Origin of the sequence: Paenibacillus mesophilus (assembly GCF_005938385.1) — a bacterium.
Classification (GTDB): domain Bacteria; phylum Bacillota; class Bacilli; order Paenibacillales; family NBRC-103111; genus Paenibacillus_AB; species Paenibacillus_AB mesophilus.
The window spans coordinates 74,418-95,012 of record NZ_VCRA01000021.1 but is presented as its reverse complement, the minus strand read 5'-3'; the positions used below and the strand labels follow the sequence as shown (position 1 = coordinate 95,012).

Genomic DNA, 20,595 nt, shown 5'->3' with positions numbered 1-20,595 from the left:
TCCGATGTCCTCCTCATGTGCGCGAACCGGCCGGATTCGCCGCTTCTCCTTTTTGCAGCTGATACATTTTGAAATAACGGCCTTGGAGAGCCATCAGCTGCTCATGATTGCCCGACTCGACAATCTCGCCGCGGTGAAGCACCAAGATCCGGTCGGCGTCTTTGATCGTAGACAGCCGATGGGCGATGACGAACGTCGTTCTGCCTTCGCGCAGCACTTGCAGCGCATCTTGGATAATGCCTTCGGTTTCGCTGTCGATACTGGCCGTCGCCTCGTCCAGGATGAGGATGGCCGGATTGTAGGCAAGCGCCCGGGCAAATGAAATCAGCTGCCGCTGTCCCGCGGACAGCGTATTGCCGCGTTCCACGACCGGCTCGGCGTACCCTTTCGGCAGCTGTTCGACGAAGCTGCTCGCGCCCACTTCGCGGAGAGCCTTCTTCACTTGCTCCAGATCGATCCGCTCCTCGTGCAAGGCGACGTTGAACTTAATGTCCCCGGTAAACAGGAACGGATCCTGCAGCACGATGCCCATATGCTTGCGCAGCGCCTGCTTGGACATCCGGGTAATGTCTTGCCCGTCGATCGTAATCGTGCCTTTGGTCGGTTCATAGAAGCCGAGCAGCAAGTTCAGGATCGAGCTTTTGCCGGAGCCGGTATGGCCGACGAGCGCGATCGTCTCGCCTTTGCGCGCTTCGAGCGTTATGTTCTTGAGAACGTAATCGTCTCCATTGTAGGCGAACGAAACGCCGTCGAATTTGACGTTGCCCTGCGGACGCGGCGGCGACGCTTCCTCCTCGATCGGAAGCCCTTCGCGGTCAAGCAGCGAGAATACCCGTTCCGCCGATACGAACGCCCGCTGCGCATTCGTCAGCTGATCGAATATGCCGATAATCGGCTGGAAGATGCGGCCCAAATAATCGATAAAGGCATAAAACACCCCGAACGAGATCGCCGTCTCTAACGACTTGCCTCCGAAATACCAAATGACCGACGCCGTCATCAAGCTCCCTGTCAAACCAACGATGTTCCTCGAAGACAACGAGAACAGCCTCATCTGCTTGCGCTGATTGACGTAGCGGTCTTCGTTCAGCACCTCGAACTCGGACAGACGCGCTTTCTCGCGGCGGAACGCCTGAATCATCGGCATTACATTGATCGATTCGTTCAGCATCGCGTTCATGTCGCTCAGACGTGCGCGCATGGCGGCAACGTACACCTTCGAATATTTCAGATGAATGGCCATTACGAGAATAAAAAACGGAATGAGCAGCAAGCACAGCATAGCCAGCTTGAAATCCAATATAAATATCGCGACGAAAATGCCGAGCAGATTGACGCCGCTTACGACGAACGTCGCCATGAAACTCATGAACAAGTCGCGGATAGCCTCCGTATCGTTGGCGATCCGGGAGACGACTTGCCCGACGGGCGTATTGTCGAAGTAGCGGACCGATATGCGGTGGATATGAGTCATGACGTCCATCCTCATCTTCTGGATGATCGTCAAGGCGGTCGTCTGCAGCATGTAGGATTGCACGAAAGTCAAAATTCCGGACAGCACCAGCAAGCCCAAAAACAGACCGAGCAATCCTATAATCGGCTGAATGTCATGCTTGTAGAAATCGAGCACCTCGTCGGCCGACAGCCGGACTTTGCCGGAAACCGACCCGCCCTCGATCGTCAAGGACGCGCCATCCTGCCGGATCGCCGCCATTTTCCAACCTGCCGCAGCCGCCGTCCCTTTATCGGTCCAATCTTCGCGGACATAAGCTTTGCCGCCGTATTCGACGCTGCGAATTCCCGGCGCCAACTGGCCCCGGTCTGCTTCATACCAGGTCCGCTCGATCGCGAGCAAGTGGTCGTCAATAATCTCCTTTGCGATGTACGGACCGGCCAGCTGCGTGCCGACTGCGGCAACGAGCAGAAGCAGGGCGACGATGATTCTCGCCTTGTACAGCATCGCGTACCGGAACAACCGCCGCGTCACCTTTTGTTTGTTCACTTCTTCCTTCGCCGATTCCATCCGCTCACCCCTTATCCAGCTCGTTCAGCAAGCTCGACTCCATCTGCTGGCGGTCGAATTGCTGTTTGTACCAGCCGCCGATCGCCATCAACTGCTCATGCGTGCCTTCCTCCACGATCCGTCCTTCGTCAAGCACGACGATCCGGTGCGCGTGGCTGACGGCGGACAGCCGGTGGGTGGCGATCAGCGTCGTCTTCCCGGACCGCTCCGCACGCACGCTTTGCAGAATCCGGCTTTCCGTACGGGCGTCGACGGCGGACAGCGCATCGTCGAGAATCAAAATTTCCGGATCGACGAGCAGCGCCCGGGCGATGCCGACCCGCTGCTTCTGACCGCCGGACAGCATGACGCCGTACTCGCCGATAACCGTCTCGAGTCCGTCCTTCATCTGGCGTATGTCTTCGGCTAGGCAAGACATCTCCACGACGCTGTCAAGACGTCTCTCCCCCGCTTCCGGATTGCCGAACATGATATTCTCGCGAATCGTCTTGGACAGCAGCAGATGCTCCTGCGGCACGTACCCGATCCAGCCTTTTACGGTTTCGAGCGGAATTCGTTCAATCGGTGTTCCCGCAATAAGCAGCCCCTGCTCTTCGATCGGATATTGGCGGAGAAGCTGCTTCAGCAGCGTACTCTTGCCGCTCCCGGTGCGCCCGACAATCCCGAGCGTTTCCCCCCGGTTCAACCGGATCGAGATATGCTTCAGGCTGTCCGTCTCCGTCCCCGGATAACGGAACGTCAAATCTTGGAACTCGATCACGGCCGGGCCGACCACCTCTTCCGGACGCTCCGGATCGAGCACGTCGGATTGTACGCTGAGCGCCGTCTCCACGCGATCCGCCGAAGCGCTTCCGCGTTGAAGCACGTTGATGAACTCGCCGAACGAAATCATCGGCCATATAAGCATGCCGAGATAAATGTTGAACGAGACGAGCTGCCCGACCGTCAGCTCGCTGTGGAATACAAGATAAGAGCCGTAGCCGATGCCGATCGCATAGCTGATGCCGACGATCGTCTGGATGATCGGCTGAAACAGCGAGCCAACGAAAGCGACTTCCTTGTTTCTATCCATCACATCCCGGGTGACGGTTCCGAACGCCGCGATGTCTTTCGTCTCTTGTACATAAGAGCGGATGACCCGCAAGCCGGATATCGATTCGAGCGCATGGTCGTTCATTTTGCCGAAAGCGGCTTGGGCGGCCAAAAACCGTTTGCGCATCATCTTACCTAGCACGCTAATCGCGATCGCCAGAAACGGCAGCGGCACAAGCGCCGCCAGCATCAGCTTGTAATCGATCAGCGTCACCATCGTCACCAGCACGATCGTCGTCCCGGAGACGGTGCTTACGAGCGTCAGTACGCCATAACCGGCCGTCTGACTGATCGCCAATATGTCGTTCGTGGCAAGCGCCATCAAATCGCCCGTCCGGTTCCGGTGGAAAAACGAAGGCGCCATCCGGGTCAAGTGCGCAAACAGACGGGAGCGCAGCATTTTTTCGAGCAGGAATGAGTTGCCGAACAGTGAAAATACCCACACGAAGTTGAGCACATAGAGCAAGATGCCGAGCGCGAACAGGAAGCCGACCGTCTGCGCCAGTTGTCCCGCCATCAGTTCGTCCAGCCGGATCGAGTCGATCACGTTGCCGATCATTTTCGGCGGGATAACGTTCAGCACGTTGACGACAGTCATCAGCAGAATCGTCATCAAGTAGCGCGACCATCTTTGCTTCAGAAACCATTGCATTTTGACGATGAAATTCACGGGATCACCTCTTGGCCGTCCTTTTACAGAACGTATGTTCGGATCGATGATTCAACTATTATACAGGGAAGGGCAACTTTGGTAAACTAAATTTTTCGATTACATAAACGACTTTATTAGCATACAAAACTTCGGACGTCCGGGATAAGGACGGTTCCGCTATAGTCAATTTTCCCGCAAAAAAAACATAAAACCCCGCCTCGACCCGATGGCCGAATGACGGGGCTTCCGCTTGTATGCCGATTCTTCCTGCCGGCGCTGCAGCGCGGTCAGTGAATATCTTTTTTCTTGAATCTGCCACCCTTGACGTCATGAATGTTGCCGACGGCCAAGAAGGCGGACGGATCGATTTCTTCGACGATCGTCTTCATCTTCGCTTCCTCGAGACGGGTGATGACGCAGAAAATGACCCTCTTCTCCCCGCCCGTAAAGGCGCCTTCGCCGTGCAAATAAGTAACGCCCCGGCCAAGCCGCTGAATGATCGCTTGACCGATCGTATCGTGCATCTCGCTAATGATCCAAACCGATTTCGATTCGTCGAAGCCTTCGATAATGACGTCGATCATTTTATAGGCGATAAAATACGCGATCAGCGAGTACATGGCGCGGTCCCACCCGAAGACGAAGCCGGCGCTCGCAAGAATGAACACGTTGAAAAACATCACGATTTCGCCGACCGAGAACGGCGATTTTTTCGTTACGAGTATCGCGACGATTTCCGTTCCGTCGAGCGATCCGCCGAAACGGATAACCATCCCGACGCCGACGCCCAATATGATGCCTCCGAATACGGCCGCGAGCAGCGGGTCGTCGGTAAGCGGCTGTACGGGATGCAGCAGCCATGTTCCGGCCGACATGATGACAACCGCGAACAGCGTGGACAACGCGAACGTCTTGCCTATCTGTTTATAACCTAAATAAAAGAACGGTATATTCAAGAGCAGCAGGAAAATGCCGAGCGGCCAGCCGGTCAAAGCCGATGCGATAATCGAGATGCCGACGATCCCGCCGTCGATAATGTTGTTCGGTACGAGAAAAATCTCGAGTCCGACCGAGAATAGCGCCGCGCCGAACGTGAGGAACAGCACCCTCTGGATAAATTTCGTGCGTGTCATTTGGGTGTGCTGGGCTTGCGGCTGCGCGTTATGAAGCTGTACGGTGTCTGTTTTCATCGGAACCTCCTGAGGTTGTGAACTTGCGCACATGAGTATCGGATCAAACGGCACAACAAATAAGCCTTATGCAAATCGGCCGGTAATAACTCCGCGATCGTCCTTGGCGAATGTATGCTTCAGACTGCGACGTATTTTGATGTGAATTTGATCGGACGAAGCAGCAAGCTCTTCATCAGGAGAGGAATAGCGAAGGCAAGCCGGTGACGCAGCATCGATGCGACTTGGCCAAGCGGCAGGAGCAGAACGGAAGAGGTCGAACAGGTTACGGCTTCTTCCGGCTTCTCGAGGTTTTGGCCGGAAATGCTTGCCGCGGTGCATCCGTGCATGCCGGAGGAAACGGCGGGGATGGTGCTGGAGACGGGAGTGACGACCGTTTCGATCGTCGGCATGAGAAACGACCAGACGAGGGCGAACGCGACGATCAGCTTCATATGAAGATGATACATTCGAACCGCTTTGGACGCAATCATACTATCCCCCCTCCCCACGATCTCTCTATTGCCAGAATAACACAAATTCGCGCGAATTTCAAAGGGAACCGCCACGGAGCCGCTTGTTTGATACGTTTCCCTCCGTTTTGCTCCGAATATCACCTCTTACTTACCCCAATAAGTGGCGCAATCGTTCGAAAGTTAAAAAAAGATCAAGCAGAAGAGCCTTCGGCTCCCTTGCTTGATCTTCAATCGCCCTTCATATGCGATTCTGTTTGATAATCGAGGCGGCCAGGATGATTTCATCCTCCTCCGGCTCCCGGGCGTCTTCGAGAGGATAGTCTTTACCGAGCTGCTTCCATTTGTAAACGCCCATTCGATGGTACGGCAACAGTTCTACTTTTTCCACACCGCTCAACGTTCCGAGAAACTTGCCCATAACCGACAGATCGCCGGGATCATCCGTTAAACCGGGAATGAGCACATGGCGAATCCACATCGGTTTCCCTTCGTCGGACAGCCATTCCGCAAACCGGAGAATCCGATCGTTCGGCTGCCCGGTCAATGCAAGATGCCGATCCCGATCCATCATTTTCAAATCGAGCAGTACGAGATCGGTAACGTCGAGCAGCTCACGCGCATGGCCGGGATCGCAAAATCCGGACGAGTCGAGCGCCGTATGAAGCCCCCAGCGCCGCTTGCAGGCACGGAACAATTCGGAGACAAATGACGCCTGCAGGGTAGGTTCCCCGCCCGATACGGTTATCCCGCCCCCGGACCTCGAGTAGTAATCGACATAAGGCTCGATCTCGTTCAAAACATCCTCGACGCTCATCCATGTTCCCGCATCCGTCTGCCAGGAATCGGGGTTGTGGCAATACTGGCACTGCAGCGCGCATCCCTGCATAAACAGGACGAAACGGATGCCCGGACCGTCGACGGTGCCGAATGTTTCCAGAGAGTGAATTCTGCCCTTCACGGGTAACCGCCCCTTTCCGGCTTCCCCCCGATCATACCGACCCGTGGAAAGTTCGGTTCAGCACTTCGATCTGCTGCTCGCGCGTCAATTTGATAAAATTGACCGCATAGCCGGATACCCGGATCGTAAGCTGCGGATAGTTTTCGGGATGCTCCATCGCGTCCAGCAGCTGCTCTCGGTTGAACACGTTCACGTTCAAATGGTGTCCGCCTTTGGCCGAGTAGCCGTCCAGCATGGATACAAGGTTTTGAATCTGCGCTTCGTATTCCCTGCCGAGCGCTTTCGGGATGATGGAGAACGTGTTGGATATCCCGTCCAGACAGCAGGCGTACGGCAATTTCGCGACGGAGTTGAGCGAGGCGAGCGCCCCCTTCCGATCTCTTCCATGCATCGGGTTCGCCCCCGGAGCTAAAGGCTCGCCCGCTTTGCGGCCATCCGGCGTGCTGCCCGTCTTTTTGCCGTAAACGACGTTAGACGTAATCGTAAGGACGGATAAAGTCGGGATCGCTTTGCGGTAAGTGCCGTGCTTGCGCAATTTGCCCATGAACCTCTCGACGACCCATACGGCGATGTCGTCTACCCGAGCGTCGTTATTGCCGTACTGCGGATATTCGCCTTCTATTTCAAAGTCGACGGCGAGTCCCCGTTCGTTGCGTACGGGACGGACCGCTGCATATTTGATCGCGCTCAAGGAATCGGCCACTACCGACAGCCCGGCGATTCCGCAAGCCATCGTACGCGTAATCTCGCTGTCGTGCAGCGCCATTTCGATCCGTTCGTAGCAATATTTGTCATGCATGTAATGGATGACGTTCAGCGTGTTCATATACAATTTGGCCAGCCATTCCAGAATGGCGTCGTATTTGCTTATGACATCTTCGAATCCGAGCGTATCCGCAAGAACCGGCGAGAACGCCGGACCGACCTGACGACCGAGTTTCTCGTCAACCCCACCGTTGATGGCATACAATAAAGCCTTCGCCAGGTTGGCGCGCGCGCCGAAAAACTGCATCTGCTTGCCTATGCGCATCGCGGAAACGCAGCAGGCGATTCCATAGTCGTCTCCGTAGACGGGACGCATGACATCGTCGTTCTCATATTGAATCGAGCTCGTATCGATCGACACTTTGGCGCAATAGGCTTTGAAATGTTCCGGAAGCCGCACGGACCACAGCACGGTCAGGTTCGGTTCCGGCGCCGGTCCGAGATTGTACAGCGTATGGAGAAACCGGAAGGAAGAGCGGGTCACCCGCGTTTCACCGTTTGCTCCCATCCCTCCGATCGACTCGGTCACCCAAGTCGGGTCGCCGCTGAACAGCTCGTTATAGTCCGGCGTTCGCAGGAATTTCACGATGCGCAGCTTCATGACCAAATGGTCGATCAGCTCCTGCGCCTCTTCCTCCGTCAACAATCCTTCCCTCAAATCGCGCTCGATGTAAATGTCCAGAAAGCTGGATACGCGGCCCAAGCTCATCGCGGCTCCGTTCTGCTCCTTGACCGCCGCCAAATAAGCGAAATAGAGCCACTGCACGGCTTCGCGCGCGTTGGCCGCCGGCCCCGATATGTCGCAGCCGTATGAAGCGGCCATTCGCTTCAACTCGTCCAGGCTGCGAATTTGCTCGGACAATTCCTCCCGCGCCCGGATGATGTCTTCCGACATGACGTCGGTTTCGAGCTCGAGCAAATCGTTCTTTTTGGCCTCGATCAAGCGATCGGCGCCGTAAAGGGGAACTCGGCGGTAGTCTCCTATGATGCGCCCCCGCCCGTAAGCGTCCGGCAAACCGGTAATGATCCCGGCCTTCCTGGCCAGCTTCATCTCCGTTGTATAGGCGTCGAACACGCCCTGATTGTGCGTCTTGCGAATATCCGTAAACAGCCGCACGATCTCGTCGGGCAATGTGAAGCCGTAAGCTTCGCATGCATCGACGACCATGCGGATGCCGCCGAACGGCTGAATCGAACGCTTGAACGGGGCGTCGGTCTGCACCCCGACCACCTTCTCCAGCTCGCGGTCGATATAGCCCGGCGAATGGGAGGTAATGGTCGACACCGTTCCGACATCGACATCGAGCACGCCGCCGTTATCCCTCTCCCGCTTCATCAGTTCCAAAATGCGCTCCCAAAGAGTCGCAGTCGCTGCCGTCGGGCCGGCTAAAAACCGTTCATCGCCGTAATACGGGCTGATGTTGCCGGTCAAAAAATCGTTGACGTCGATATGTCTTTGCCAGCTGCCGGATTTGAACCCCCTCCAGCAATCCGGATGATCCCGATCCGTATGTTGCTCAGTCATGGCAATCCCTCCCTATGGATTAGGTTAGTTCTAATCATAACGCTCGGGACGATCCGTCACTGTGACGGATATCACCCGAAAGGAGGGAAAGCGTCCGATCGGCGTGAACAAAAAAGGAACAACCCGGTTCCTTCGGCGAAGTCGGCCTCCGCGCCAGTGTACCGGGTCATTTCCCACTTTATTTCTTCTTCTCGGCGATGCTTTTGTTCGCCGCTTCCTCCGCCTCGCGGAGCGCGTTGTTCATATCGTTTTTGCCCGAAACGACATTCGTTCCCGCGGTGTTCAGCTGAGGACTCGCGAGCTTGTCGAACTCGTTCGAGTAAGCCAGATCTGCCGATTTGTGCTTGAACACGGATTCTACGCGTTTCCCCGCCAATCCTTCTATGGCGCTCCCGAACGGCTTGATCATTTCCGGATCGGTCAAGATCGGCATCTTGCCGTTTTTGGACAAATTCAGCTGCACTTCTTTCGAAGACATGAGATATGCGATCGCATCGAAAGCCGCTTCTTTATGCTTGCCCGATTTGGACAAGACGAAATAATACGGTTTGTAAAAGCCGGACACGCCCGGAGCATCTTTCGATTGCGGCATGGCGGCGATATCCCAGTTCAGCGAAGTGCCGCCCTTGCGCACGCCCTCCAGCATGCCGACCATAATGCCGAAGCTTTGCTGCAGCATCGCGAGCCTTTGCTCCTTGTAGAACGTCTCGTTAGTCAATTTTTCATTTCCCGGTATGCTGTTGATGTCGTTGAACAAGGTGAGCGCCTTCTTCCACGAATCGGTCTGGAGCGAGGCGATCCCGGTTTTCGGATCGATGACGGGATAGCCCCACTGCGTCCCCGTCGTGTGCAGATTGATCGTGCGCATGCCCGCGTACTGGATGCCGCCGTCCAAGCGCGTCATTCGTTTGACGAGCGCGATGAACTCGTCGTAATTCATATCGTCCGTCGGATACGGCACGCCGAATTTCTGAAACAAATCTTTGTTGTAGAACAGCATCATCCGATCCATATAGAACGGCAGGGCGTACAGCTCCCCTTTCGTGCCGATCCGTTTGCCCCCTTCGATCATCTGCGGGTTGACGCCCCCGAGCGCGGTCTGCTTCGCCTTCACGAATTCGTTCAAGTCTTGGGGATAGTCGAACTCCAGCAGGCCCGACAAGTTCGGGTAGTCGGTAAATACGATATCCGGAACGCTGCCCGTCGTTATCAGATTTTGCAGCGTGCTTCCCTTCAGCTGATCGAGAAATTCAAAGGAAATGTGCGGGTATTTCTTTTTGACGGGCGCCGCTATATTCGCCTCGAAGTCTTCCTGCGATATGGCCGTGTTGAAGTTGTTGATCTTGAGCGTAACCGGCTCGGGCGGAAGCCCTTCTTTCGGTTCGGTATTTTTTGCCGCGTCTTTGCCGGAGCAGCCGGACAAGATCAAGATAAAACAAACGAATGCGGCGGCCATTGCTCTATAGTTCGTCATGCGGTCCCCTTCTCTCTCTGCCTTATTTTTGCGCGGCGTACCATTCGTTAACTTCTCTCGTAATGGCATCGCCGCCAAGCCTTTTCCAGTCGTAAACGTACTTGTCGAACTCGTCGACCGAAGCGGTTCCCGCGATGATTTGCAGAAACGTTTCATCGCGCAGTTTGTTTAGGCTTTCGCCTTTCTCGGCCATAGTCGGAGTCGGCGTGGCGCTATACCGGTTCGGCAAGAACCGGTTGGTGCGGATAATGTCGTCGATGATCGCGCCGGAGCTTCCTGGCCCGTTCTGGGCGTATTCTCCCCACAGCTTCTTGTCCCCGTTCAAATACCGCATCATCCGGTCGTATACGTTGCGGCGTTCGGGAGCGAGCTGCTCCGCCTTTTTGCCGCCGTTCAGGACTGCCGTAGCCTGCCTGTAATTCTCGATATTGTTGTCCGACAAATAGATCCGGATCGGAGCCATCGACCAGGTGGCGGACTTGTCCTCCTTGCTCGGATTGACGAGCGTGTAGAACAGCTCCTCCGACGTATTGAAATAATACGCGTTCAACCAAAGCTCCAGCATATGGAACAGCGCTTCGGGATGATTCGTCCCTTTTTTGACGACCCAATAATATTTGTAAATATTCAGCTGCAGCGGATACAGCACCGGATCGCCGTCCGCGGAAGGAATCGCGTACGCCTGCCATTCCCGGTCCGGCGTCAGGGTTGCGAGCGGATAGTTCGCCGAGCCGCGGGAACCGGCCATCATGCCGATTTTGCCCGAGCCGATGCTCTCGAATACTTTGAATGCGGGCTTGACCGTAAACTCCGGATCGATCTGCCCGTCTAGGAACAGCTCCTTCAGCTTGGCCAGTCCCCGCTTCATCTCGGGCTTGATCGTACTGTAAGCGAGCTTGCCGTCCCCGTCCGCAAGCCAAATGTCCCAGTAGGCATGATAGCCGTTCAGCAGGCCGATCGCCATTCCCAAATCGCGGTCGAGAGCAAGGCCGTACGTATCCTTCTTGCCGTTTCCGTCCGGGTCCCGATTTGTAAACGCTTCAGATATGGCCCACACGTCGTCCATCGTCTTCGGAGCGGGAAGCTTCAGCTTCTCCATCCAGTCTTTGCGAATCCATAGAATGGCGGGGGTTTCCTTGGCTGTCCCGGTAAAAGGAATCGCCATCAGCCTGCCGTCGACCGCGGCCGACCGGATTACGTCCGGGCCGGCGTCCCGAATGACCCGCTTCACGACCTCGGGGGCCTTGTTTTCGTAAACGGAGGTCAAGTCTTCCAGCAAGCCGGCCTGGGCAAGCTGCTTGAATTGCGCCGGAGTGGCCGCGAAGAAATCGGGCAAATCGCCGGACGAAATCATCAGATTCGTCTTCTTCACGTACTCCGCTTCGGGGACCGTCCATCCGGTTTTGACTTTGATGCCGAGATGACGCTCGATATAGCGGGTCCAAGGGTTGTTCCCGAAATCGTCCCCGTTGAAATATTTGACCGAAGGAAGGCTGAACGCAACCGTAGTCAATTCAATAGGCGGATCATATTTCGCAGGCCCCCCCGTCGTTATCGGCTTTTGACCCATGTCCTGCCCTTTCGGCTGCTTCGCCGTATCCTCCTTGTTGTCGCAGCCCGACAAGAGCAGCATGACTGTCAAACAAACCGATATGGCCGACGTCGAACGCACCCGTTTCATCGATATACCCCCGTTATGGAATGATCCGGGCTCCGGCTACAGCAGAGAAACCTGCTTCCAGCCCGTTTTGCTCGTTCCCGATTGCTTCAAATACTTGATTCCCGAAGCCGTATCCGTATACTCGGAGCCCGGCGGCGCGGACAGCGCTCCCTCCGGCGCACCGGCATCCTGAATCCGGTAATAGCCGCTCGTCGCTTCCACGTTGGCGCCTTCCACGACGCCGACGGCATAATTGCTCAGCTTGTTGCCGAACGACTGAACGTCTACGATCCGGATGTCGGAGGGCTTCACGCCGCCCGCATGCGGGAAAAATTCGATTCCGTAATCTTGCGTCTTCGTCGCCTGATTGTCGAATACTCGTCCGCCCTGAACCGTCACCCGGCTGGCGCCGCGTATGACGATTCCGCCGATCGTGAGCAGCTGCGCGTTATTGTACACATTCGGGTTGATCACATCGACGGTCGTTACCAATCCGGCCCCGTTGTCGATGAGGATTCCGCCGCTTCCATTTTCCTTAGAAGTATGATTCGCGACGGTCACCTGATGTCCTCCCGTAATATTGACGCCGTGCAGCTTATTGTTGCTCGTATCCGCGCCAATAATTTGAAAATGCCGGGGATACTGCCCGGCGACGTTCGTCCCGGTCAAAATGCCGTGCCCCTGATTGTTATGGAACTGACCGCCGATCACTTGGACGTTCGTGGCGGGCGTGCCCATAGGAGCCGGATAGCCGTCCGTTGAAATTTGCAGTCCCGCCCCTTGGTTGTGGTGCGAATTGCAATGCACGAACTGAATCCGGTCGGCTCCGGATACCCCCATGCCGGGCTGGGCGCCGAGATGACCGGAGACGTTGCGCGCCTCGCAGCCTTCCACGCGCAAGTCGTGCGTACCGTTGGCCACGTAGTAGCCCGGCTTGCTGACGCCGTCGACGACACAGTTGCGGATGACGCCGTTCGTCCCTTGCGAGGTGGCGATGCCGTTCGTAATCCGCTGCCTTGCCGTCAGCAGCGCCGAATTGCCGATTACCCGCACGTTGTCGACCAGCAAGTCGACGCAATAGTTCAGGGCGACGACGCCCGCATTGTTCGGCCCGAATCCTTTGACCGCTTGGAACGTCAAATCTCTCACGACCACATTGCGCACCGGCTCCAGCGTCGTCGAGGGCGGAGTCGTTTTGTTCACGAGCAGCGCGATATAATCGGTCTCCAGCGATATGACGGACGCTCCGGTCCCTTGCAGCACAATGTTGTCCACCTCGGCGCGGATTGCCTGATTCACGATGTAGGTCCCGCTTGGAATCCAGACGACGGTCGTTCCGGTCGTTCCGGATTTGACCGCTTCGATAGCGGCCTGGATGGCGCACCAATCCTTCTCGTCCGTAAGCGCCTTGGCGTGCGGATAAACGGCCCGGGCTGCCGTCAAGGTGGCGAATGTGCCGGACAACGGATGATTGACGCCGTCGCCGATCGCCCCGAACCACTTCACATCGACCGCTTCCCCGATAATCCGCTTGAATCTCGCGCCGGAAGAGGAAACGAATACCGTGCCGTTATTGTCGGCGGTCAATGTGTCGGCCGGATCGTAATAAAACATCCCTTCCCGTCCCCGGTCCGTTACATAATAAAGACAGTCTTCATCAGCCGACGCGATGACCCGCAGTTCGCCTATCGTGACAGGGAAAACATAATCCTCAGCCCAGGCCGGCCCACCCGGACCGTAAACGGCGGCATTCACGCTTCGAGCGCCTGCCGCTGACGAAGTCCGATTCAGCAAGCTTGCCGACAACAAGCCGACGCTCGTCACCCCTATGGCCGCAAGCATGCTTCTGCGGCTTAACCGTTTGCCGTCCGATACGGTCTCCCCGCGTCTAAGGACTTCCGCCGCGCTTCCCGTTTCCGTCTCTGCCGCCGATCGTTCCGGCTCCATTTCCGCCGCCTGTCGATCCCCTGACCTTTCCGTATCCGCCGGGTTGACCCTTCCCTCCATCTCGCCCATCTTCCAGCCTCCTATGCAATCGGCCGTTCCGACGCTGTCTGCTCACGATGCCGCATCCCCGACGGCCTTGCACGACTATCGTAACGAAAAGGCGTACCGACAGAAATCGCCATATGAGCATTTTGTATTCTTTCCTGAAGACTTGTTGCACCGAATAGCCGTTTCTCTGCATAATGGAATAAAGTATGCGGAATTGCATATGGGGGTAGGCCGCTTGATTTGCCATAATAGAAGTTGAACAATGGAAGTTTATTAGTTCAACTTGTAGATACGTACTTATCGTCCGAAATAAGGAGAGACAGCATCATGACGTTCCGCTTGGGATGGATCAGAAATACGTTGTTCGGCAGGCTGATGGTCGGCTTCTGGACCATTATCGCGATATCGTTCGCCTTCAACGCCTTGTCGTTCCATGTATTCTCGGGGAGTATCCGCGAGGAGTTGATCCGCTACAATACGCTCAACCTGGCGAACACGGCGAACGGGTACGAGAAGCAGCTCGGATTGCTGAACGATTTGCTGGACAGCTTCTACTTCAACGGAACGCTGAGCGGACTGGACAATCGGAAAAGCGACGGCAGCGTCAATTTCGAATCGATCAACCGCATTACCGAACAGTTCAAATCGATTGCGGACGATTACAATTTGTACGTGAACGACGCATTCGTCTACTACAAAAACAGCGACAGCGTCATCAATAAAATAAGCCTGCACACTTCGCAGGACATGTTCGAATCTTACTATAAATCCGAGGCTTACCCTCGCGAATTTTGGACTGCGCAATTCGGACTTGACTATCATATGAAGCTGCATCCGTCGGCGACGTTCCAGACGCCGCGGCTGGACACCTCCATAGCCGGGTCCGGCGTTTATTTTCCGCTGATCGTCAAAAGCAAGCTGTACGGTCAGGCCTACATGGGCGCGATGCTGGACGCCACCGCTATGTTCGAGCATTTGCACATGTCGGTCAACGACAATTTCTATATCGTAGACGACTCGGGCCGTTTGTACTACAGCTCGGCCGGGCTCGACCGGGAAGGGCTTCCGCTCCGCTTCGGGGAAGGCGGGACGCATCCGATCGGCGGGCGGTATTACTTTACCCACCGCAGCGCGGCAACCGGACTGACGTATGTCAATGTCATTCCGTTCGAGCACATTTCCCGGCAAATGAACGGTTTGCGGCTCATTCTGATCGGGTTGATAGCGCTTTCGGCAATCATTTGCCTCATTATGTCCGTTCCGCTCAGCAGCAAAATCCGTCACGGAATCGAAACAATCGTCGAATCGTTGAAGCACGGCCGGAGGGAGACCGCCGAAGACGCAGACGGAAGAGGCGATATTCACGAATTCGTTCAAATCCGCGACGGTATAGACCGGATGATGGATTCGATGCACCGGAAAGACTCGCTGCTTCGCAAATACGGTTATTTGGACAAGCTGAAGGACACGAATATGAACCACGAGGATGTGCAGCGGCTTATCGATACGGAGCGGCCCCATTTCTTCCTGATGTTCCATATCCGGTACGTCGACCGGCCCCTATCGTCGGCCGGCTGGCAGCGGAGATCGACTTATTTTCTCGAATTCGTCAATTTGAATATCTATGAGGCGTTCCCCGATTCCGTGACGATGCAAATCGAAAAAGACGTCATCGTCTCCATCGTGTTTTCCGAAGACGAGGGCGCCGAAGCGCTCCTATCCGACAAGCTGCACTATTTGAAGCAAGTGTTCGATCATGACAAGCCGCATTACCATCTGACGATCGCGTTCCATCCGCGGCTGCGCCTTCCATCGGAATTTTCCGCGGCTTACCGGGAGGCGGCCGATATGATCCGCAAGCGCAAGCTGAACGACGAAACCCAGATCATTACCGACACGAGCCCGGTCGAGGAGCCTTATCCGCTCTCGCCCGAAGAGGAGCGCCAATTTATGGACAGCCTTCTGGCGGGCAACGAGCCGAATATGGCGCATGCGGTCTCCCGTTCGTTCGAAAGGCTGCGCAAGCAGGGCGCCAGCGAAGCGCATTACAAGCAGTTCGCCCATACGATTGTGTCTAAAGTATTGCTTGCGCTCATGTCGCACAAGATTGATACCGGAGAGCTGCAGCCGGAACATTCGCCTTTCGAGGAAATCGATTCGTTCGTCTCCCCCGGGCAGTTCGAATCGTTCTTCGACAACCTGCTGCGCAGGGCGGCCGCCATGATGGAGGAAAAGCGCGCGCAGAAAGACCCGATCGTCGATTTCGTGCGCGATTTTATCGAGAACCGGTACGGGGACGATCTTTATTTGGACCTGATCGCGGACAAGCTGAACATTTCGTCCGGCTATTTGCGCCAATATTATAAGGAAAAGACCGGACGCAGCATAAGCGACAGCGTCGATGACGTCCGCATCCGCAACGCGAAACGTTTTCTCGCGGAGACCGACTGGAAAGTTCACGAGATCGCGGCCAAGGTCGGCTACCGGAACGCGAACTCCTTTATCCGCATGTTCCGCCGTCTGACGAATATTACGCCGGGCGAATACCGGCGTGGGATCGCTACTGGGACGATAACGGACGAACCGGCGGACAACGGCAGCACGGCCGAAAGCTGATCAGCGTACGCCGTTATCCGGAGAAACGGCCAGCAGCGCTTTTTTCTTGAGCAGCTTCGCCCGGTACCTTTTGACGAAGAAGATGATCGCGAACCCGAGTGCGATGCATACGGCCGCTCTCCACGAATAGGCGGACAGGAGATGAAGCAATTGGTCAAGCTGCTCGCCGAATATGCGGCCGATCGACACGTACGCGATTACCCATACGAAGGCGCTTATATGATTGTACAGCAGGAAGGTGCCGAGGCGGATTCTCATGATGCCGGACACGTAGCCGGTAAAGTGGCGCAGACCGGGGACAAAATAGCTGACTAGCAGCAGCTTGCTCCCGTATTTCGCAAACCAGTCGGCCAGCTTATCGATTCGCTCCCGGGACAGGAATACGTACTTGCCGTATTTCTCGAAGAAAGGTCTGCCCAGCTTGCGGCCGAGCGCATAGGTGAGCATCGTGCCGATCGTTGCGCCAAGAAACGAATACAGCATATCCAGCAACAAATTCGATTTACCGAGGTAAGCCATATGCCCGGACAGCGCCATAGCCAATTCTCCGGGAAACGGCAAGGCAAGCGATTCCGCAAACAATCCGAAAAACAACAATAAATATCCGTACTGCTCGAACAGGCTGTTCATCCACTCCATGAATACCGCTCCTAACTCGCTGAATGGCACACCGCCACCTTGATATGGGAACAGTATACCGAAAGACACGGCGGCCGATGAACGGACCCGGGGTTGGTTGTTTCCCGTCCTATGGTCGAGGTAAAAATCGACAAAAACCCGGACCTATCCGGCTTAAAGGCTATTTCGCCCCAAGCCGGTACGTCCGGGTCATGTATAATCGTACGATTGCTTAAGCCTTCACTTGCACTTGATCCAATCCGAGGCCGCGCAAATCCGCAACCGTATTGTTTTGCTCCGCCTCGTACAGCTTCCAGATGACGCGAAGTCCTTGCAGGCTGGTCGGTCCGTCCGTGATCGGACGCGTGCCGTCGCGGATACAGTCGAGGAAATGCTCCAGCTCGTGGTGCGTAAACTTGCCCGAAGCGTCCGCCTCGTACAGCACTTTCTTGCGCGATTCCGTATCCAGATTCGCCTTCTCTTCCTTGATATGCGTATGCGCGTACAGCTTCTTCTCGGCGAGATTGATCTCCAGCATCCCTTCCGTGCAATGCGCGTGAATGCTCCAGCCGAGACGGGTTCCGCGGGCTCCCCATGTGCCGAAATGGTAGCCGAGGGCTCCGCTCTCGAACTCGATCGTCACGTTGCTCGTGCCTTCATTCTCCATCCACGGCGTGCCGAAGTTCGTGCCGATATGCGTGCCGCGTACCGGACGACCGAGGAACCAGAGCATCAAGTCGACGTAATGGCAGCCGTGGCTGAAAAATTGTCCGCCGCCGAGACGTTTCGCCGAATGCGCCCAATGCCCTTCGTGATAACGGGTAAACTGCTCCGTCCAGATGGACATTTGGAAGCATTCGCCGTACGCCTTCGAATCGATCAATTCCTTCAGCTTCAGGACGATCGGCCAGAAGCGGACAGGGTAAGCGGTCATGAGCACTTTCCCAACCTGCTCCGCCGTCTCGATCAGCTGGATGCATTCCTCTTCCGTATTGCACATCGGCTTCTCCATCAGCACGTGCTTGCCCGCCTTCAGGCAAGTCATGCCCACTTCGAAGTGAAGATCGTGCGGCAGAACGACCAGAACGGCGTCCACATGGTCCAGCAATTCGCGGTAATCCGCAACCGCAATCTTAGCCCCGGTCAGCTCGGCCGCTTTCTGCGCGCGCGCAAGCTCGATGTCGCAAGTCGCTGCGATTTCAACGCGATCGGCCAAATAGTGAAACCCTCCGGAATGCGATCCTGCCATACCCCCGCAGCCGATAATGCCAAGACGAATTTTACTCATATTGTTCTCTTCCCTTCTTCTGCATATTGTACGTTGTGATTCGCTTTCATAAATTCATCTTAAACGGTCCGGGACGAACAATCTTTATCATCCCGGTCCGATGTTTTGCACTTTTTGAAACGAATCGGACGCACTTCCGAGGGGAAAATTATTGCAAATAGTTGTATTCGTCGTACTTCGCACTGGATAGCGGCGTCATGTGAATCGTTGCGGCGGGGTCGGTCTCCCGCAATATTTCTCGAAGCGGGTCCTCTTGCTCCCGGGATATGATGACGGTCATGTCGCCGGAGCATTCCGGCGATCCGGACCGCGACAGGAAGGCGAATTCCGTCCCGAACTTATCCTGCAAATCGGAGTGGACATGGTCGAGCCGCCCTCCCCTTATCCGTACAAGCGTATAGCGGTGATACCCTCTCATCGTATAGCGGAGCGAACGATAGGCAACGTAATAGGCGATTACCGAATAAAACGCCTGTTCCCAACCGAACAAGAATCCGGCTATGGTCAGCAGGAGCAAATTGATGAGCATTACGAGCTCGCCGATCGACAGCGGAACTTTGCGTTTGACCCAGAAAGCCGCTTCGTTGACGCCGTCCGTGTAGCCTCCGATTCTTAATATAAATCCCGCTCCGCAGCCGAGAGCGAGCCCTCCAAGCAAGGAAGCGGCGAGCGAATGCTCCGTGAGCGGCGGGATCGGATCGAGCAGCAGTGTAACGGCCGCCGTCACGCTGAGCGCCGCCGTACGGATGAAGGCCGGTCGTTTCCACCCGCCCGCGCCCGGCTTGACAATAAACAGAAACGGAACGTTGATCAGGAATAAGAATAGTCCGAGCCTCATCTCCGTCATATGAGACAGCATAATCGAAATGCTTTGAGCGCCCCCCGCCACCAGCCGGTTCGGCTTCAGAAACAGCTCGAGACCGACCGCGATGAGCACGACTCCGGCGATAAAGGAAAGAACGGCTGGCCAACCGGCTCGGACTATAGGACCGAACCGTTTCGGACGGTTACCGATTTTCATGGCGCCCCGCATTCGGTTAACCCTCCCGCCGCTCGGCTTGAACCCGTTCGGCCGACTGCGCGGCATCCTTGGCTTTCGGGCTTCCTCTCCGCGCGAACAGCACCTTGTAGACGCGCTTCGATTCTTTCGTCAGCAGAGGTCCCAGAATAGCCAGTATAAGCACGTACAAGGCGGCGAAAGGCTGCAAAATGGCGAGCAGACCGCCGGCTTTGCCGAGATTAGCCATTACAATCGAAAATTCTCCTCTGGAGACGATCGTAAGCCCGATGTTGACGGACGCTTTCGGAGACAGCCCGGCGCTGCGGCCCGCGAGCATGCCCGCCACGAAATTGCCGATGAGCGTAATCGCCACCGCGCCGAGAGACAGCCATACCGCGCCGCCCAGCGTCGTCGGATCGATCGTAAGCCCGAAGCTGAAAAAAAACATCGCGCCGAAAAAATCGCGAAACGGCAATATCATATGCTCGATCCGTTTCATGTGATCGGTTTCCGCCAGCACGAGGCCGACGAGCAGCGCCCCGATCGCCTCGGCGACATGGATCGTTTCGGAAAATCCGGCAACGACCATCAGTCCGCCGAATATGACCAGCAGAAACAGCTCATTCGAGCGGATATCGAGCACTTTGTTGAGCAGCGGCACCGCTTTGCGTCCGATGACGAGTACGGCCAGCATGAAGCCCAGCGCGACAAGCGCCGATAAGGCGACGCCGGCGAACGAGGTCGACCCGCTCAGTACGAGCCCGGACAAGATCGAGATGTACACGGCCAGAAAAACGTCTTCAAACATGATGATGCCAAGAATCATTTCCGTTTCCGGATTGGCCGTCCGTTTCAAATCGACCAGAACCTTCGCTACGATGGCGCTGGACGAAATCGTCGTAATACCGGCGATGACGAGCATTTCCTTGAACGGCATACCCGCTAGCAGAGCAAATAAAAGGCCGAGCGTAAAATTGATGGCGATATAAATCGTACCGCCGACGGCAATGGAACGTCCCGACTTGATAAGACGGCCCACCGAAAACTCCAGTCCGAGGTAGAACAGCAGAAACAATACGCCGAGCCTGCCCATAAACTCGATGAGCGGGGCGCTTTCGATGAAGCGGAAGTCGAATACGCCCCATTTGGGCGCATGTGGTCCGACGGCCATGCCGACCAAAATGTAGAAAGGAATGACCGAAAATTTCAATTTGGCCGACAGTAGGCCGGCCACGGCGATAAGAACGACGGCGAGGCCGATTTCCAGTACGAGATGGTCCATCA

14 protein-coding genes are annotated in these 20,595 nt (G+C 55.9%); 1 reads left to right on the top strand and 13 read right to left on the bottom strand.

Annotation, left to right across the window (positions count from 1 at the left end; translation table 11 throughout):
- Positions 1-13: 13 nt before the first annotated feature.
- The 9 genes from FE783_RS27860 to FE783_RS27820 form a co-directional block, all read right to left on the bottom strand.
- Complete coding sequence (locus FE783_RS27860) at positions 14-2,023, bottom strand: ABC transporter ATP-binding protein (protein WP_138882655.1); 2,010 nt, start codon at positions 2,021-2,023, stop codon at positions 14-16.
- A 4-nt stretch (positions 2,024-2,027) separates the two neighbouring features.
- Positions 2,028-3,767, bottom strand: coding sequence for an ABC transporter ATP-binding protein (locus FE783_RS27855; protein ID WP_158302068.1), 1,740 nt, complete (start codon positions 3,765-3,767; stop codon positions 2,028-2,030).
- A gap of 287 nt (positions 3,768-4,054) precedes the next feature.
- The gene (locus tag FE783_RS27850) at positions 4,055-4,900 is read right to left on the bottom strand and encodes a YitT family protein (protein WP_420799776.1); all 846 of its coding nucleotides are present in this window, start codon (positions 4,898-4,900) and stop codon (positions 4,055-4,057) included.
- Between the two features lie 176 nt (positions 4,901-5,076).
- Positions 5,077-5,430 carry a hypothetical protein gene (locus FE783_RS27845; RefSeq protein ID WP_138882652.1) on the bottom strand — a complete coding sequence of 118 codons (354 nt, stop codon included), beginning with the start codon at positions 5,428-5,430 and terminating at the stop codon, positions 5,077-5,079.
- 220 nt (positions 5,431-5,650) lie between these two features.
- Entirely contained in the window at positions 5,651-6,370 is a 720-nt protein-coding gene (gene pflA / locus FE783_RS27840) for a pyruvate formate-lyase-activating protein (protein WP_138882651.1), read from the bottom strand.
- A gap of 31 nt (positions 6,371-6,401) precedes the next feature.
- Positions 6,402-8,660, bottom strand: a complete 2,259-nt coding sequence (pflB, locus tag FE783_RS27835) for a formate C-acetyltransferase (RefSeq protein ID WP_138882650.1) — start codon at positions 8,658-8,660, stop codon at positions 6,402-6,404.
- A gap of 178 nt (positions 8,661-8,838) precedes the next feature.
- Positions 8,839-10,134: an ABC transporter substrate-binding protein gene (locus FE783_RS27830; RefSeq protein WP_158302062.1), complete on the bottom strand. Its 1,296-nt coding sequence runs from the start codon at positions 10,132-10,134 to the stop codon at positions 8,839-8,841.
- Positions 10,135-10,156: 22 nt separating this feature from the next.
- Positions 10,157-11,815 carry an extracellular solute-binding protein gene (locus FE783_RS27825; protein ID WP_138882648.1) on the bottom strand — a complete coding sequence of 553 codons (1,659 nt, stop codon included), beginning with the start codon at positions 11,813-11,815 and terminating at the stop codon, positions 10,157-10,159.
- A gap of 36 nt (positions 11,816-11,851) precedes the next feature.
- A complete protein-coding gene (locus FE783_RS27820; protein WP_138882647.1) occupies positions 11,852-13,810 on the bottom strand; it encodes a pectinesterase family protein in 1,959 nt (652 codons plus the stop codon).
- Between the two features lie 306 nt (positions 13,811-14,116).
- Between FE783_RS27820 and FE783_RS27815 the strand changes: the two genes are divergently transcribed.
- Positions 14,117-16,405, top strand: coding sequence for a helix-turn-helix transcriptional regulator (locus tag FE783_RS27815; RefSeq protein ID WP_138882646.1), 2,289 nt, complete (start codon positions 14,117-14,119; stop codon positions 16,403-16,405).
- Here the strand turns inward: FE783_RS27815 and FE783_RS27810 are convergent, their stop codons facing one another.
- The 4 genes from FE783_RS27810 to FE783_RS27795 all read right to left on the bottom strand — a co-directional run bounded on the left by FE783_RS27810 (position 16,406) and on the right by FE783_RS27795 (position 20,593).
- Positions 16,406-17,044, bottom strand: a complete 639-nt coding sequence (locus tag FE783_RS27810; RefSeq protein ID WP_138882645.1) for a DedA family protein — start codon at positions 17,042-17,044, stop codon at positions 16,406-16,408.
- Between the two features lie 211 nt (positions 17,045-17,255).
- Positions 17,256-18,311 (bottom strand): Gfo/Idh/MocA family protein, encoded by a 1,056-nt coding sequence (locus tag FE783_RS27805; protein WP_138882644.1) that lies wholly within the window; start codon positions 18,309-18,311, stop codon positions 17,256-17,258.
- Positions 18,312-18,459: 148 nt separating this feature from the next.
- Complete coding sequence (locus FE783_RS27800) at positions 18,460-19,344, bottom strand: YitT family protein (protein WP_158302061.1); 885 nt, start codon at positions 19,342-19,344, stop codon at positions 18,460-18,462.
- Positions 19,345-19,348: 4 nt separating this feature from the next.
- Complete coding sequence (locus FE783_RS27795) at positions 19,349-20,593, bottom strand: cation:proton antiporter (RefSeq protein ID WP_138882679.1); 1,245 nt, start codon at positions 20,591-20,593, stop codon at positions 19,349-19,351.
- Positions 20,594-20,595 lie beyond the last annotated feature (2 nt).